5 protein-coding genes (1 of these 5 cut by a window edge) are annotated in these 17,005 nt (G+C 75.0%); 3 read left to right on the top strand and 2 right to left on the bottom strand.

From position 1 onward, the window contains the following. Positions 1-55: 55 nt before the first annotated feature. Entirely contained in the window at positions 56-2,002 is a 1,947-nt protein-coding gene (locus tag ACIRST_RS17465; protein ID WP_402803007.1) for a potassium transporter Kup, read from the bottom strand. A 457-nt stretch (positions 2,003-2,459) separates the two neighbouring features. On the opposite strand from ACIRST_RS17465, the gene ACIRST_RS17460 reads away from it, so the two are divergent. Both ACIRST_RS17460 and ACIRST_RS17455 read left to right on the top strand, forming a co-directional pair. Next, the gene (locus tag ACIRST_RS17460; RefSeq protein ID WP_402803006.1) at positions 2,460-3,107 is read left to right on the top strand and encodes a hypothetical protein; all 648 of its coding nucleotides are present in this window, start codon (positions 2,460-2,462) and stop codon (positions 3,105-3,107) included. Positions 3,108-3,235: 128 nt separating this feature from the next. Further along, positions 3,236-4,273, top strand: a complete 1,038-nt coding sequence (locus tag ACIRST_RS17455) for a GDP-mannose 4,6-dehydratase (RefSeq protein ID WP_402803005.1) — start codon at positions 3,236-3,238, stop codon at positions 4,271-4,273. Positions 4,274-4,330: 57 nt separating this feature from the next. Here ACIRST_RS17455 and ACIRST_RS17450 read toward each other — a convergent pair whose 3' ends face one another. Then, positions 4,331-4,642: a hypothetical protein gene (locus ACIRST_RS17450; RefSeq protein ID WP_402803004.1), complete on the bottom strand. Its 312-nt coding sequence runs from the start codon at positions 4,640-4,642 to the stop codon at positions 4,331-4,333. A 275-nt stretch (positions 4,643-4,917) separates the two neighbouring features. Between ACIRST_RS17450 and ACIRST_RS17445 the strand changes: the two genes are divergently transcribed. Further along, on the top strand, positions 4,918-17,005 hold the 5' portion of the coding sequence (locus ACIRST_RS17445; RefSeq protein ID WP_402803026.1) for a type I polyketide synthase. It continues 15,839 nt past the right edge of the window; 12,088 of the gene's 27,927 nt are visible here — the first part of the coding sequence; the start codon lies at positions 4,918-4,920; its stop codon lies off the right edge, out of view.

The raw sequence follows: 17,005 nt of genomic DNA, 5'->3' as shown, positions 1-17,005 counted from the left end.
TCGCAGCGGCGGTCGGACCTCGGTGCGCTCTCCCGACGGACGGCGGAAGACGCGCCTACACCTCGATGTGCGCGCCCATGATGACCGTGCGGTCGCGGGGGAGACCGAAGTACTCGGCGGCGTCGGCCGTGATGTACGAGGTGGCGATGAACAGCCGCTTGCGCCAGGGCGCCATGGTCGGGGCCTTTCCCCGTCGCAGCTCGATCGTGGACAGGAAGTAGGACGCCTGGTCGAGCTGCAACGGCCCCTCGGTCCGGGCGGGGTCGAGCATCGAGAGCGCGCCCGGCACGTCCGGTGTCTCCATGTAGCCGAAGCGGGCGGTGACGTGGATGATCCCGTCCTCGGCGTATCCGAGGTCGTCGACGGCGAGCCGCCGGTCGTCGGGGAGACGCGGCAGCGGCTCGGTCTCGATGGACAGGATGACGACGTGGTCGTGCCGGACGTGGTTGTGCTCGACGTTGGCCCGCATGGCCAGCGGCGCCGTCTGCTTTCCCCGGTTGAGGAAGACGGCGGTGCCGGGCACTCGCAGCGCCGGCACCGCCCCGCTGTGCAGGCGGTCGACGAACTCGGGCAAGGGGCCCTCGTGCCGTGCCCGCTCGGCAGTGACGACCTCGCGCCCGCGCTGCCAGGTCGTCATGACAGTGAAGACGGTGACGCCGATCAGCAGCGGCAGCCACGCGCCGTGGACGAGCTTGGTCACGTTGGCCGCCACGAACAGCAGGTCCACCGTGAGCAGCACCGTCGCGCCGGAGACGAGCAGCCAGACCGGGGTGGCCCACCTCGCCCGCGCGACGTAGAAGAAGAGCAGGGTGGTGATGGTGATGGTTCCGGTGACCGCCATGCCGAACGCGAAGGCCAGCGCCGTGGAGCTGCGGAAGGCGAAGACCAGGGTGAGCACCGAGACCATCAGCAGCCAGTTGACCCATGGGACGTAGATCTGGCCCACGGTGGACTCGGAGGTGTGTGCGATGCGCAGCCTCGGCAGGTAACCGAGCTGGGCGGCCTGGGAGGTGACCGAGTAGGCGCCGGTGATCACCGCCTGGGAGGCGATCACCGTCGCGGCCGTGGCCAGGACGACCATCGGCAGCCGTCCCCAGTGGGGGACGAGCAGGAAGAACGGGCTGCTCACGTGGGCCGGATCGGCGAGGATCAGCGCGCCCTGACCGAGGTAGCTCAGGATGCAGGCGGGGAAGACGAGGACCAGCCAGGCCCGGGTGATCGACCGGCGGCCGAAGTGCCCCATGTCGGCGTAGAGCGCCTCGGCACCGGTGACCGCGAGCACGACGGCGGCCAGCGCGAAGAATGCGGTGCCGAAGTGGCCGAACAGGAAGCCCAGGGCGTAACCCGGTGACAGCGCCCTGAGGATCTGCGGGTGGTCGGCGATGCCGGTCACGCCGCAGGCCCCGATGGTGACGAACCAGACGATCATCACCGGTCCGAACAGCCGGCCCACCGCCGCGGACCCCCTGCGCTGCACCAGGAACAGCAACACGATGATCACCGCGGTGAGCGGCACGACGGCGCTCTCCAGTGACGGCTCGACGACCTTGAGCCCCTCGACCGCCGACAGCACCGAGATCGCCGGGGTGATCATGCTGTCGCCGAAGAACAGCGAGGCGCCGAAGATGCCCAGTGCGGCCAGTACGGCCGTGGTCCGCCGGCCGCGCGGCGAACCGGACCGCCGCAGCAGGGTGATCAGGGCCATGATGCCGCCCTCGCCGTCGTTGTCGGCGCGCATCGCCAGGAACACGTAGGTGACCAGGACGATGATCACGACCGACCAGAACACCAGCGAGACCACCCCGTACACGTTCTCCGCCGTGACCGGGACCGGGTGCGGGTCGCTCGGGTCGAAGACGGTCTGGAGGGTGTAGATCGGGCTGGTCCCGATGTCGCCGAAGACCACCCCGAGCGCGGCGATCACCACCGCCGGACGCACGGAGTCGTGCACGCCCGGAGCGGGAACGTCCGGCTGCCGCGCCGGGGAGCCGCTGTCGGCCATGGTGGACCTCCTCCGTGCGGGGCTGCCGGTCCGCAGACCAGGGGCATCCCGGCGGACGATACCGACCCGGCCGTCGGAACGCGGGGAGGTGTGCGCCGACGGGCGGCGCATGTCGATGCCCTCGGCGTCAGCGGCCGAGGGCGTCAGGGCCGCCCCGGGCGTGGCCCCTGACCACCAGTGGGTGGATGGCCAGGTCGGCCGGGTAACCGCCGAACGCCTGCTCGAAGGCGGTGTCGACCCACGGGGTGAGAGCGGGCCGGTTCAGTGCGCGGCGGCAACGGCCGTGTCCTTCGGGCGAGTTCGGACCGGCGCGGGGGCGCAGGGCCTCTTGCGCCCGGTGTCCGACCGCGTACAGTCGGTAGTGGTGTGCCGGGAAGTCTGGTCGGCGTGAAGGTCGCGCGCGCCTCTGTGCGGTCGGGTGGCGCTGCCGACGTGGTCCCGATCACTGGAGCGCGCCATGGACGTCGTCGTTCCGCTCGTGTTCTTCCTCGCCCTGGTCTCCCTGGTGCTCACCGCGCCGCGCCTCGACGCGTTCCGCGGGCGACGCCGGGCCGGGGCGCTCGCGGGTGAACTGATGCAGCACCACGGGTTCAGGCCCAGGCCCGGGTTCACCGTTTCCCGGCTCCCGGTGGCCGGTCCGCCCTTCCACTACGGCGCCGTGCAGCGGCTCGCCGACCAGGTCGGCGGCGTGGTCGGCGACCTGCCGCTCACCGCGGCCGGGTACAGCTGCCGGTACAACGGCGCGACCCACGTCTACGGGATCGCGGTGGTGTCGCTGCCGACCCCGGTCGACGGCATCGAGGTGCGGCACGAACGCGCCTTCCACTCCGTTCTCGTCGTCGAGCCGGTGCCCGAGGGCCGGATCAGCAGTGGGGAGGCGGACTTCGACCGCCGTCACCAGAGCTACGCGGCCGATCCGGACCAGGCCAGGCGGGTGCTCTCGGCCCCGGGCGTATGCAAGCTTGCTTCAGCGCCGGAGCCGTTCAGCTGGCGCGTGGACGGAACGGACCTGTTGCTCTGGCGCCCCGGCGGGTGGGAATCGGCGGACTCGCTGCTCGGCTGCGTACGCGCGGTGACCTCCGTGCTCCGGCCCGAGGACGGATGACGGAGCCCGGAACGCTCGTTCGGTCCCGCCCGCCGGGCGGGCGGGAAGTCTCGCAAATTCCTTAGCCGCGCCAGTGGTTCGCTGGCCGGGTCGAGAGCGGTCCGCGAGCAGTGGCTGAAGGAGAACGGATGTCCAAGCGTGCACTGATCACCGGGGTGACCGGCCAGGACGGGTCATACCTGGCCGAGCACCTGATCTCCCTGGGGTACGAGGTCTGGGGCCTCACCCGGGGGCAGGCCAACCCGCGGAAGGACCGGGTCAGCCGGCTGATCCCGGACCTGCGGTTCGTCGACGGCGACCTGATGGACCAGGGCAGCCTGGTCTCCGCGGTCGACGCCGTCCAGCCGGACGAGGTGTACAACCTCGGGGCGATCTCCTTCGTGCCGATGTCCTGGCGCCAGCCGGAACTCGTCACCGAGGTCAACGGCACCGGCGTGCTGCGGGTGCTGGAGGCGATCCGGATGGTCAGCGGGATCAACAAGCCCGCGGCGACGAACGGCGGAGCCGGCCAGATCCGGTTCTACCAGGCGTCCAGCTCCGAGATGTTCGGCATGGTCGCCGAGACCCCGCAGAACGAGGACACCCGGTTCCACCCGCGCAGCCCGTACGGCGTGGTGAAGACCTACGGGCACTACATCACCCGCAACTACCGCGAGTCGTACGGGATGTACGGCGTGTCCGGGATCCTGTTCAACCACGAGTCCCCGCGCCGCGGTGCGGAGTTCGTGACCCGGAAGATCTCCCTCGCGGTCGCGCAGATCAAGCTCGGCCTGCAGGACCGGCTGCTGCTCGGCAATCTCGACGCCGTCCGCGACTGGGGCTTCGCCGGGGACTACGTCCGGGCGATGCACCTGATGCTCCAGCAGGACGAGCCGGGCGACTACGTCATCGGGACCGGCCGGATGCACTCCGTCCGCGACGCGGCCCGGATCGCCTTCGAGTGCGTGGGGCTGGACTGGGAGGAGCACGTCACCGTCGACCCGGCGCTGGTGCGTCCCGCGGAAGTGGAGACGCTCTGTGCCGACGCGGACAACGCGCGCCGCACGCTGGGCTGGGAGCCCACGGTGGACTTCCCCGAACTCATGCGGATGATGGTCGAGTCCGACCTCGAACAGGCCCGGCTCGCCCGCGACTACGGAGAGGTGCTCACCGGCGCGCGCTGGTGACGGCGCACCCGCGTGGTCGGGCGGTGGGGAGCCGGGGCGGCTCGGTTCCCCACCGCCCTACTGCCGTTCGGCAGCGGGTGCGGACGGCGGCCGGGAGAGCTCCAGGATCGCCAGGGCGATCCCGGCGCCCGGATCGCCGAGCCGGGCGACGTACCGGCGCAGCATCGCGTTCTCCTGGGTCAGACTGGTCGTCGGCAACCCGGCGGCGCGCCGGCTCAGTTGGTGGCCCCGGCCCAGCCGGATCCGCCGGACCAGCTGAGCGATCAGCTGCTCGTCGAGTGCGTCGAGCTTCTCCGCCGCCTCGTCCGCGGCGTCCTCGGTGGGCTGCAGCGGTCTCGGCAGGTCGCCGTGCGGGACGGATTCGGGCATGGCGGTGGTCCTCGTCGACGTCGGTGGCCCGTCGGCACGTCCGACGGACCGTACCCAGGGCTCGCGCCTCCGACGATCCGGCCTGAACGCCCGGCAAATCCCTAGAGTCCGCGCGCCGCCCCCGGCCGTCGGAAGACCCTAGGGATTTCCCGTGCCGGACCGATCGAGACTGATCGCGGAGTGCGGGAATGCGAGCGCCGCGCGTGCGGGGCACGCGGGCCGTCCACAGCGGGCCCCCTGCCGTTCGCTGGTCTTCCAGATGGGTTGCGTCGATGATGGACAAGGAACAGAAGCTCCGCGACTACCTCAAGCGGGCCAGCGCGGACCTCCAGCGCTCCCGGCAGCGGGTGGAGGAACTGGAGGCGGCTGCCCGCGAGCCGATCGCGATCGTGGGCATGAGCTGCCGCTTCCCCGGCGGGGTGGCGAGCCCGGAGGACCTCTGGGCCATGCTGGTCGCCGGCGAGGACGGCATCACCGGCCTGCCGGCCGACCGCGGCTGGGAACTCGACCCGGCGGACGGGCCGGTCGACGTCCGGGGCGGGTTCCTCCAGGGCGCCGCCGACTTCGACCCCGGCTTCTTCGGCATCTCGCCCCGCGAAGCGCTCTCGATGGACCCGCAGCAGCGCGTTCTGCTGGAGACCTCCTGGGAGGCCTTCGAACGGGCCGGCATCGATCCCACGACCATTCGCGGCACCCGCACCGGGGTCTTCGTCGGCGCGATGCCGCAGGACTACCGCACCGGCCCGGACGACGACGTCCAAGGCTTCGTGCTGACCGGCAACGCCACCAGCGTGATCTCCGGCCGGCTCTCGTACGTGTTCGGCGCCGTCGGTCCGGCCGTCACCGTCGACACCGCCTGCTCCTCCTCGCTGGTCGCCCTGCACCTGGCCGCCCAGTCGCTGCGCGCCGCGGAATGCGGGCTGGCGCTCGTCGCGGGCGTCACCGTGATGTCCACCCCCACCACCTTCGTGGAGTTCGCCCGCCAAGGCGGACTGGCCGCCGACGGCCACTGCCGCTCCTTCGCCGACTCCGCGGACGGCACCGGCTGGTCCGAGGGCGTCGGCGTGCTCGTCCTGGAGCGGCTGTCGGTGGCCCGGCGCAACGGCCACCGGGTGCTGGCCGTGGTGCGTGGCAGCGCGGTCAACCAGGACGGCGCCTCCAATGGCCTGACCGCCCCCAACGGCCCCTCCCAGCAGCGGGTGATCGAGCAGGCGCTGCGCAGCGCCCGGCTCGCGCCCGACCAGGTCGACGTGGTCGAGGCCCACGGCACCGGCACCGTGCTCGGCGACCCGGTGGAGGCCCAGGCACTCCTGGCCGCGTACGGACAGAACCGCGAGACGCCGCTGCTGCTCGGCTCGGTCAAGTCGAACCTCAGCCACACCCAGGCCGCGGCCGGCATGGCCGGGGTGATCAAGACGGTGCTGGCGCTGCGGCACGAGTTGCTGCCCCGCACCCTGCACGTGGACGAGCCGTCGACGCACGTCGACTGGGAGTCCGGTGCCGTCCGGCTGCTGACCGAGGCTACGCCGTGGCCGCAGGGCGGCGAGCCGCGCCGGGCGGGCGTCTCGTCCTTCGGCCTCAGCGGTACCAACGCGCACGCCATCATCGAGGAGGCCCCGGCTGCGGAGGAGACGCCCGCATCCGAGGCCGTCGAGGACGGGGTACTGCCCTGGCTCGTCTCCGGCCGTACCCCCGAGGCGCTGCGCGCCCAGGCGCAGCGGCTGGTCGCCTTCCTGGGGACGGACGCCGAGGGCTCCGACGCCGACCTCGCCCACGCGCTCGCCACCACCCGCGCCGCCCTGGAGCACCGCGCTGTCGTCACCGCGGTCGGCCGGGCCGAGGCCGTCGCGGCGCTCACCGCGCTCGCGGACGGCGAGGGCGACGGCCGGGCCGTCCTGGGCACCATCCAGGGCCGGGGCAAGCTCGCCTTCCTGTTCGCCGGGCAGGGCTCGCAGCGCCTGGGCATGGGCCGCCGACTGGCCGCCCGCTTCCCGGTGTTCGCCGCCGCGCTGGACGAGGTGCTCACCGCGCTCGACGGGCGGCCGGACTCGCCGCTGCGCGGCGTGCTGTGGGGCACCGACGAGGAACTGCTGAACCGTACCGGCCACGCCCAGCCCGCGCTGTTCGCCGTCGAGGTAGCCCTGTACCGGCTGCTGGAGTCCTGGGGCGTGCGGCCGGACTACCTGGCCGGCCACTCCGTCGGTGAGATCGCCGCCGCGCACGTCGCCGGAGTGTTCTCACTCGCCGACGCGTGCGCGCTGGTCGCCGCCCGGGCCCAGCTGATGCAGGCGCTGCCGGCCGGTGGCGCCATGGTCGCGCTGCAGGCGAGCGAGGACGAGGTCGTCCCGCTGCTCGGCGACGGCGTGTCGCTGGCCGCCGTCAACGGGCCGCAGGCCGTGGTCGTCGCGGGTGGGACCGCGGCGACCGAGGCCGTCGCCGCGCACTTCACCGAACTCGGTCGCAAGGTACGGCGGTTGCGCGTCTCCCACGCCTTCCACTCACCGCTCATGGATCCGGTGCTCGACGAGTTCCGTGCCGTCGTCGCCGGACTGGCCCCGCAGGCGCCCGCGATCCCGATCGTCTCCACCCTCACCGGCACGCTCGCCACCGTCGAGCAGCTGACCTCCGCCGACTACTGGACCGACCAGGCCCGCCAGGCCGTCCGCTTCGCCGACGCCGTCGCCTGGCTCGGCGGTCACGGCACCGGGCTGTTCCTCGAACTCGGCCCGGACGGCGCCCTCGCCGCACTCGCCCGGAGCGGTGTCGACGAGCAGACGACCGCCGTCGCCACGCTGCGTCCCGGCCGCGACGAGGCAGAGGTGCTCACCGAGGCCCTGGCCGGCCTGCACGTGCGGGGCGTCCCGGTGCGCTGGGACGCCTACTTCGCGGGCACCGGTGCCCGCCCCGTCGACCTGCCCACCTACGCGTTCCAGCACCGGCGCTACTGGCCGAAGACCGCGCTGGCCCGCACCGGCGACGTCCGCGCCGCCGGGCTCGGCTCGGCCAACCACCCGCTGCTCGCCGCCGCCGTCTCGCTCGCCAACACCGACGGCCTGCTGCTGACCGGCCGGCTCTCGCTGCGCACCCACCCGTGGCTGGCCGACCACACCGTCGACGGCACCGTGCTGCTGCCCGGTACGGCCTTCCTGGAGCTCGCCGTGCGCGCGGGCGACGAGGTCGGCTGCGACCGCGTGGAGGAACTGACGCTCACCGCGCCGCTGGCGCTGCCCGAGCAGGGCGGCGTCCAGGTGCAGGTCTGGGCCGGGCGGGCCGACGCGAGCGGACGGCGCACCGTCGGTGTCTACGCCCGCCCCGAGGGCGACGAGGACGCCCCGTGGACGCAGCACGCCGACGGTGTCCTCACGGCAGGAGAACACCCGGACACCACCGAGGAGTTCACGGCGTGGCCGCCGGCCGGTGCCGAACCGCTGGACCTGGACGGCCTGGACGAGCGGCTGGCCGGGGCGGGCTTCCGCTACGGCCCGGCCTTCCGCGGGCTGCGCGCGGCCTGGCGGCGCGGCGAGGACGTGTTCGCCGAGGTCGCGCTGGACGAGGGCGTGAGCGGCGAGGCGGGCGCGTTCGGGATCCACCCGGCGCTCCTGGACGCCGCGCTGCACGCCACCGCGTTCCTGGGGCTCGGCGGGGTGCCGTTCTCCTGGCAGGACGTCAGCCTGCACGCCACCGGGGCGTCGGTGATCCGGGTGCGGCTGTCCGCGACCGGGGACGACTCCGTCGCGGTCGAGCTCGCCGACGCGGCGGGCGGTCCGGTCGCCTCGGTCGGCTCGCTGCTGCTGCGGGCCCTCCCGGCCTCAGCGGGAGTGGGGCCGGAGCGGGACGCGATGTTCGAGCTGCGCTGGTCCCGGCCGCGCGGCGGCGCGCAGGCCCCCGCCTCGGTGGCCGTGCCGGACGAGGATCCGCTCGGCCTCGGTCTGCAGCCGACGGCGGGCGCCGGCCCGGCCGAGGTGGTCCTCGTGCCGCTCGCGGGCGATCCGGCCGACCCGGTCGGCTCGGCCCACGTCTTGACGGCCCGGGCCCTGGCCCGGCTCCAGGAATGGCTCACCGACGGGACGAGCGAAGGCAGGCTGGTCTTCGTGACCCGCGGCGCCGTCGCCACCGGCGCGGACGACGAGGTCACCGACCCGGCCGCGGCCGCCGTCTGGGGCCTGGTGCGCTCCGCACAGGCCGAGCACCCGGGCCGCTTCGGGCTCGTCGACCTGGACCCGGCCGGCGGCCCGCTGCCCGAGCGGGCGCTCGGCGGCGACGAGCCGCAGCTGGCCGTGCGCGGCGGCCACGTCCTCGCGGCCCGGCTGGCCCGGGCGGCTGCGGTGGAAGCCACCGGCAGCACGTGGGACCAGGACGGGACCGTCCTGATCACCGGCGGCACCGGTGGGCTCGGCGCCGTCCTCGCCCGACACCTGGCCGCCGAGCACGGCGTCCGGCGTCTGCTGCTCGCGAGCCGCCGGGGCGCCGAGGCCGAAGGCGCCGCCGACCTGTCGGCGCAGCTCTCCGGACTGGGCGCTGCCGTCGTCGTCGAGGCCTGCGACCTCACCGACCGCGCCGCCGTGGAGCGCCTGATCGCGGGCGTGCCGGCCGAGAACCCGCTGACCGCCGTGGTGCACGCCGCCGGTGTGCTCGACGACGGCGTGATCGAGTCGCTCACCCCCGAACGGCTCGCCGCCGTGCTGCGGCCCAAGGCCGACGGCCTGTGGCACCTGCACCAGGCCACCCGCGCGCTCGACCTCGCCGCCTTCGTCGTCTTCTCGTCCTTCTCCGGCACGGTCGGCGCGGCCGGCCAGGGCAACTACGCCGCCGGCAACGCCTTCGCGGACGCGCTCGTGCGCACCCGCCGCGCCGTCGGACTCCCCGGGCAGTCGCTCGGTTGGGGCCCGTGGGCACCGGTCGGCGGTATGACCGACGGTCTGACGGACGCGGACCTCGACCGGCTGGCCCGACTCGGCACCCCGGCGCTCTCCGAGGCCGCCGGCACCGCGCTGTTCGACGCCGCCCTCGCCCGCCCCGAGTCGGTCCTCCTCCCCGTCCGGCTGGACCTCCCGGCGCTGCGCGCCCGGGGCGAGGTGCCGCCACTGCTGCGCGGCCTGATCCGCACCCCCGCCCGGCGCGCCGCCGTGACGGCGTCCGAGGCGTCGGGCGCCCTCGCCCGCCGACTGGCCGGGCTGGACGACCGCGGCCGCACCGAGGCCGTCGTCGAGCTGGTCCGCGGCCAGGTGGCCGCCGTGCTGCGGCACGCCGACCCGTCCGAGGTCGACACCCACCGCCCGTTCCAGGACCTCGGCTTCGATTCGCTCACCGCCGTCGAGCTGCGCAACCGGCTGAGCGCCGCCACCGGCCTGCGCACCTCGGCCACCGTGGTGTTCGACTACCCGACCGTCACCGCCCTGGCCGGGCACGTCCTGGAGGGGCTCACGGGCGCCCAGGCGCCCGCCGCCGCGGCCCCCGTGCGCGCGGCGGCCGACGACGACCCGATCGTCATCGTCGGCATGAGCTGCCGCTACCCCGGCGGCGTCGCCTCGCCCGAGGACCTGTGGCGCCTGGTGCGCGAGGGCACCGACGCGATCTCCGGCCTGCCCACCGACCGCGGCTGGGACGTCGACGCGCTCTACCACCCGGACCCGGACCACCTCGGCACCAGCTACACCCGCTTCGGTGGCTTCCTGCACGAGGCCGCCGACTTCGACCCGGGCTTCTTCGGCATGAGCCCGCGCGAGGCGCTGGCCACCGACGCCCAGCAGCGCCTGCTGTTGGAGGCCTGCTGGGAGGCGGTCGAGCGGGCCGGGATCGACCCGGTGTCGCTGCGCGGCAGCCGCACCGGCGTGTTCGCCGGCGTGATGTACAACGACTACTCCGCGCTGCTCGCCGGAGGCCGGTACGAGGGCCACCAGGGCAGCGGGACCTCGCCCAGCATCGCTTCCGGACGCGTGTCCTACACCCTCGGCCTGGAGGGCCCGGCCGTCACCGTCGACACCGCGTGCTCGTCGTCGCTCGTCGCCATGCACTGGGCCATGCAGGCGCTGCGCGCCGGCGAGTGCACGCTCGCGCTGGCCGGCGGTGTCACGGTGATGTCCACCCCGACCTCGCTGATCGAGTTCTCCCGTCAGCGCGGCCTCGCCCCGGACGGGCGCTGCAAGGCGTTCTCCGACCGGGCCGACGGGGTCGGCTGGTCCGAGGGCGTCGGCGTGGTCGCCCTGGAGCGCCTGTCCGACGCACGTCGCAACGGGCACCCGGTGCTGGCCGTCGTGCGTGGCTCCGCCGTCAACCAGGACGGCGCCTCCAACGGGCTCACCGCCCCGAACGGGCCGTCCCAGCAGCGCGTCATCCGTCAGGCCCTGGCGACCGCCGGGCTCGTGCCGGCCGACGTCGACGTGGTCGAGGCGCACGGCACCGGCACCTCCCTGGGCGACCCGATCGAGGCCCAGGCACTGCTCGCCACCTACGGCCAGGACCGCGAACTCCCGCTGCTCCTCGGCTCGGTGAAGTCCAACCTCGGCCACACCCAGGCCGCCGCGGGCGTCGCGGGCGTGATCAAGACGGTGCTGGCGATGCGGCACGGCGTCGTGCCCCGCACCCTGCACGCCGCCGAGCCCTCCTCCCACGTGGACTGGGACGAGGGCGCGGTGGAGCTGCTGACCGAGGAGGCGGACTGGCCGGACACCGGCCGGCCGCGCCGGGCCGGCGTGTCGTCGTTCGGTTTCAGCGGCACCAACGCCCACGTGATCCTCGAACAGGCCCCCACAGCGGCGGTGCACGTCCGGACTCCCGCCGTTGCGGAGCCCGTCCTGCTCTGGCCGCTGGCCGGCCGCAGCCAGGCCGCGCTGCGCGACCAGGCCGCTCGCCTGCGCGCGTTCGCCGGCGCGGACCCGGCGGCGAGCCCGGCCGACCTCGGCCTCTCGCTCGCCACGACCCGCTCCGGCTTCGACCACCGCGCCGTCGCCGTCGGCGGCGACCGCGACGAGCTGCTCGCCGCCCTGAGTGCCATCGCCGCGGGCGAGTCCGCCGCCGGGCTGGTCGCGGGCGAGACCGGCGCCGGCAAACTCGCCGTGCTGTTCGCCGGCCAGGGCGCCCAGCGCCTCGGCGCCGGACGCGAACTCGCCGAGCGCTTCCCGGTGTTCGCCGAGGCGCTGGAGGAGGTGCTGCGCGAGTTCGGCCCCCGTCTGGACCGCCCGCTGCGCGACGTGCTGTGGGGCGAGGACGAGGAGCTGCTGAACCGCACCGGCTGGGCGCAGCCCGCGATCTTCGCCGTCGAGGTCGCGCTGTTCCGCCTGGTCACCTCGCTCGGCGTGCGCCCCGACGTGCTGCTCGGCCACTCCGTCGGCGAGATCGCCGCCGCACACTGCGCCGGGGTGCTCTCGCTCGCCGACGCGTGCGCGCTCGTCGCCGCGCGGGCCCGTCTGATGGACGCACTGCCCGAGGGCGGCGCCATGGTCTCCGTCGAGGCCACCGAGGACGAGGTGCTGCCGCGCCTGGCGCCCGGCGTCTCCGTCGCGGCCGTCAACGGTCCCCGGGCCGTCGTCGTCTCCGGCTTGGAGGACGAAGTCCTGCGCATCGCCGGGGAGTTCGCGGCCGAGGGCCGCAGGACCAAACGGCTGCGCGTCTCGCACGCCTTCCACTCGCCGCTGATGGAACCGATGCTGGAGGAGTTCCGGCGTACCGTCGCGGAGCTGGAGTTCCGCGCGCCGGCCGTCCCGATCGTCTCCGACACCACCGGCGAGCTCGCCACCGAGGCCGAGCTGTGCTCCCCGGACCACTGGGTCGAGCACGTCCGCCGGGCCGTGCGCTTCGCCGACGGCGTCCGGACCGCCCGCGCGGCCGGCGCCGCCACCTTCCTCGAACTCGGCCCCGACAGCGTGCTGTCCGCGCTGACCGAGGAGGTCCTGGCCGAGGACGTCCTGGCGGACGCCGCTGCCGTGGCGGCCGTCCCGCTGCTGCGCGCTGCACGTCGCGAGGAACGGACCGCCGCCCTGGCCCTGGCCGCGCTGCACGTGCGCGGCCACGCCCTCGACTGGGCCGCGCTGTACGCGGGCACCGGCGCCCGCCGCACCGACCTGCCCACCTACGCGTTCCAGCACGAGCGCTACTGGCCCGAGGCCGAGCCCGGCACCGCCCACCCGTCGCCCGCCGCCCCCGCCGACTCCGCCCTGTGGGGCGCCGTCGAGCGCGGCAGCGCCGCCGAACTCGCCGACCTGCTCGGCCTGCGCGACGAACAGCACGCCGGCCTCTACGCCCTCCTGCCCGCCCTCGCCGACTGGCGCCGCACCCGGCACGAGAAGGCGCAGCTCGACGCGGCCCGCTACCGCGTCCACTGGCGGCCCGTCCGCCCGGCGGCCGCGCCCGTGCTGGACGGCACCTGGCTGGTCGTGACCGTTGACGGCATCGACGACGCCGAACTGCTCGAAGCCCTGCGCGGCCACGGCGCCCGGCTGGAGCGGCTGGCGGTCGACGAGGCCTGCCGGGACCGGGCCGAACTCGCCACCCGCATCGCCGGGTTCGGCGAGCTGAGCGGCATCCTGTCGCTCGTCGCGCTGGCCGACCGGCCCGTCCCCGGGCCCGGCCTGCCCGAGGGCATCGCGCTCGGCGTCGTCCTCGCCCAGGCCCTCGGCGACCTGCACTCCGCCGCACCGCTGTGGACCGTCACCCGCGGAGCCGTCTCCACCGGGCCCGCCGACCCGCTCACCAACCCCGTCCAGTCCGCCGCCTGGGGCCTCGGCCGGGTCGCCGCCCTGGAAAGGCCGCAGGCGCCGGGCGGGCTGGTCGACCTGCCGCCGGTACTGGACGCGCCGACCGTGCAGGGCCTGGTCGGCGTCCTGGCGGCCGGTGTGCGCGGCGGCGAGGACCAGGTCGCGCTGCGCGGCACCGCCGCGTACGGCCGCCGCCTGGTGCGGCACGCCGTCGACGAGCTGCCCCGTGCCGAGGAGTTCACCGCCGACGGCACCGTCCTCGTCACCGGCGGCACCGGCGCGCTCGGCGCCGAGGTGGCCCGCTGGCTGGCCCGCAGCGGCGCCCGGCACCTCGTGCTCACCGGCCGCCGTGGCCCGGACGCCCCCGGCGCCGGCGAGCTCGTCGCCGAACTCGCCGAACACGGCGCCTCCGCGACCGTCGTCGCCTGCGACGTCGCCGACCGCGACGCGCTCGCCGCCGTCCTTGCCGCCATCCCGGCCGAGCACCCGCTGACCGGCGTCGTGCACGCCGCCGGCGTCGGCCAGGCCGCCCCGCTCACCGACACCCCCCTGGAGGACCTGTACGGCCTCACCGCCGCCAAGCTGCACGGCGCCGCCCACCTCGACGCCCTACTCGCCGACCACGACCTGGACTTCTTCGTCCTGTTCTCCTCCGTCGCCGGCATCTGGGGCAGCGCCGGCCAGAGCGCCTACGCCGCCGCCAACGCCTACCTCGACGCCCTCGCCGAGAACCGCCGCGCCCGCGGCCTGACCGCCACCTCGATCGCCTGGGGCCCGTGGGCCGGCGCCGGCATGGCCGCACACGAGGCCGTCTCCGACGGGCTGCGCCGCCAGGGCCTGCGCTTCCTCGCCCCGGAGACCGCGCTCACCGAGCTGCGCCGTGCGATCGTCCACGAGGACGTCGCCGTGACCGTCGCGGACGTCGACTGGGAGCGCTACGCCCCCGTCTTCACCGCTGCCCGGCCGAGCGTGCTGTTCGACGAGCTGCCCGAGGTCCGTGCCCTCGCCCGCGGCGCCGAGGCCGACACGGGCGCCGCCTCCGACCTCGTCCGTCGGCTGCGCGGCCTGCCCGAGGCCGAGCGGGACCGGTTGCTCGTCGACTTGGTGCGCCGGGAGGCGGCCGCCGTCCTCGGCCACGGCTCCGTCGACGGGGTGCCCGACAAGCGTGCCTTCCGTGACGCCGGCTTCGACTCGCTCACCGCCGTCGAGCTGCGCAAGCGCCTCGCGGTGCTGACCGGCCTGCCGCTGCCCAGCACGATGGCCTTCGACCACCCGACGCCGGTCGCGCTGGCCGCCTTCCTGCGCGGCGAACTGCTCGAAGGACCACAGGAGGTGACGGCACACCCGGTCGCCGCCGCCGACCCCGACGAGCCGATCGCCATCGTCGGCATGGGCTGCCGCTTCCCCGGCGGCGCGGCCACCCCCGAGCAGCTGTGGCGGCTGGTCGCCGAGGGCACCGACGCCATCTCCGAGTTCCCGGACAACCGCGGCTGGGACACCGGACTCCACGACCCCGACCCGGACACGCCCGGCCGCACCTACTCCACCCGGGGCGGCTTCCTGCACGGGGCCGGGGAGTTCGACGCCGCGTTCTTCGGCATCTCCCCGCGCGAGGCCCTCGCCATGGACCCGCAGCAGCGCCTGCTGCTGGAGACCACCTGGGAGGCCCTCGAATCCGCGGGCATCGACCCGTCCTCCGTGCACGGCAGCGCCACCGGCACCTTCATCGGGTCCACGTACCAGGAGTACGGGCTCGGCATGGACGACAGCTCCGCCGGGCACGCCGTCACCGGCACCAGCCCGAGCGTGCTCTCCGGCCGCCTCGCCTACCTGTTCGGACTGGAGGGCCCGGCCGTCACCGTCGACACCGCGTGCTCCTCCTCGCTCGTCGCGCTGCACCTGGCCTGCCAGTCGCTGCGCGGCGGCGAGAGCTCCCTCGCGCTCGCCGGCGGCGCCACCGTCATGACCAACCCGAACGCCTTCATCGCCTTCAGCCGCCAGCGCGCGCTCGCCGCCGACGGCCGCTGCAAGGCCTTCTCCGAGGCCGCCGACGGCATGACCCTCGCCGAGGGCGTCGGCGTCGTCGTCCTGGAGCGGCTCTCCGACGCCGAGCGCAACGGCCACCCCGTGCTCGCCGTCGTCCGCGGCTCCGCGATCAACCAGGACGGCGCCTCCAACGGGCTCACCGCGCCCAACGGGCCGTCCCAGCAGCGCGTCATCCGCCAGGCCCTCGCCAACGCGGGCCTGACGCCGGACGACGTCGACGCCGTCGAGGCGCACGGCACCGGCACCGCCCTCGGCGACCCGATCGAGGCCCAGGCCCTCCAGGCCGCGTACGGCCGCGACCGCGACCCGCGACGCCCGCTGCTGCTCGGCTCCGTCAAGTCCAACATCGGCCACACCCAGTCGGCGGCCGGCGTCGCCGGCGTGATCAAGATGGTCCAGGCGCTGCGCTACGGCGTGCTGCCGGCCACCCTGCACGCGGACGAGCCGTCCTCGCACATCGACTGGACCCCGGGCACCGTCACCCTGCTGAACGAGCCCGCACCCTGGCCGGCCGGCGAGCGGACCCGCCGCTGCGCGGTGTCCTCCTTCGGCATCAGCGGCACCAACGCGCACGTCGTGCTGGAGGAGGCACCCGCCGCCGCCGAGACCCCGGTCGCCGAGACCCCGGACGGCGTCGTGCCGTGGGTGCTCTCCGCGCGCACACCGGGCGCCCTGCGCGCCCAGGCCGCACGCCTCGCCGACCACCTCGACGCCGAGCCGGACCTGCGCCCGCGCGACGTCGGGCACACCCTGCTGACCACCCGCGCCCTGTTCGAGCACCGGGCCGTCGTGCTCGGCACCGACACCGCCGAACTGCGCGAGGGCCTCGCCGCGCTCGCCACCGGCGCCTCCGCGCCGACCGCCGTCCACGGCCTCGCCGAGGACGGTGGTCGGACGGTCTTCGTGTTCCCCGGCCAGGGCGCGCAGTGGGCCGGCATGGGCGCCCGCCTGCTCGACGAGTCGCCGGTGTTCGCCGAGCGCATCGCCGAGTGCGCGGCGGCCCTGTCCGCGCACGTCGACTGGTCGCTGCTCGACGTGCTGCGCCAGGCCGAGGGCGCGCCCGCGCTGGACCGCGTCGACGTCGTCCAGCCCGCGACCTTCGCCGTCATGGTGGCCCTCGCCGAGCTGTGGCGCGCCCACGGGATCCACCCGGACGCCGTGGTGGGCCACTCCCAGGGCGAGATCGCCGCGGCCGTCGTCGCCGGGGCGCTCTCCCTGGAGGACGGCGCCCATGTGGCCGCGCTGCGCAGCCGGCTGATCGGCCACGTCCTGGCGGGCTCCGGCGGGATGGTCTCCGTGCCGCTGCCGGCCGACGAGGTCGAGGAGCGGCTGCGCTCGCGCGGCGGCGGGCTGACCGTCGCCGCCGTGAATGGCCCGCGGACCGTCGTCGTCGCCGGTCCGGCCGGTGAACTCGACGAGCTGATGGCCGAGTTCGAGGCCGAGGGCCTGCGGGCCCGGCGGATCAGCGTGGACTACGGCTCGCACTCCGCCCAGGTCGAACTCCTCAGGGACGACCTGCTCACGGCCCTCGCCCCCGTGCGGCCTCGCGCCGCCCAGGTGCCGTTCTTCTCCACCGTCACCGGCGACTGGCTCGACACCACCGCCATGGACGCCGGCTACTGGT

It is taken from the genome of Kitasatospora sp. NPDC101447 (assembly GCF_044767225.1).
Classification (GTDB): domain Bacteria; phylum Actinomycetota; class Actinomycetes; order Streptomycetales; family Streptomycetaceae; genus Kitasatospora.
This window is presented reverse-complemented; position numbering and strand designations above follow the sequence as displayed.

Coding starts and splice junctions, on each gene's coding strand:
- ACIRST_RS17455 (WP_402803005.1), top strand. CDS start 3,236: ATGTCCAAGCGTGCACTGATCACCGGGGTGACCGGCCAGGACGGGTCA.
- ACIRST_RS17450 (WP_402803004.1), bottom strand. CDS start 4,642: ATGCCCGAATCCGTCCCGCACGGCGACCTGCCGAGACCGCTGCAGCCC.
- ACIRST_RS17460 (WP_402803006.1), top strand. CDS start 2,460: ATGGACGTCGTCGTTCCGCTCGTGTTCTTCCTCGCCCTGGTCTCCCTG.
- ACIRST_RS17465 (WP_402803007.1), bottom strand. CDS start 2,002: ATGGCCGACAGCGGCTCCCCGGCGCGGCAGCCGGACGTTCCCGCTCCG.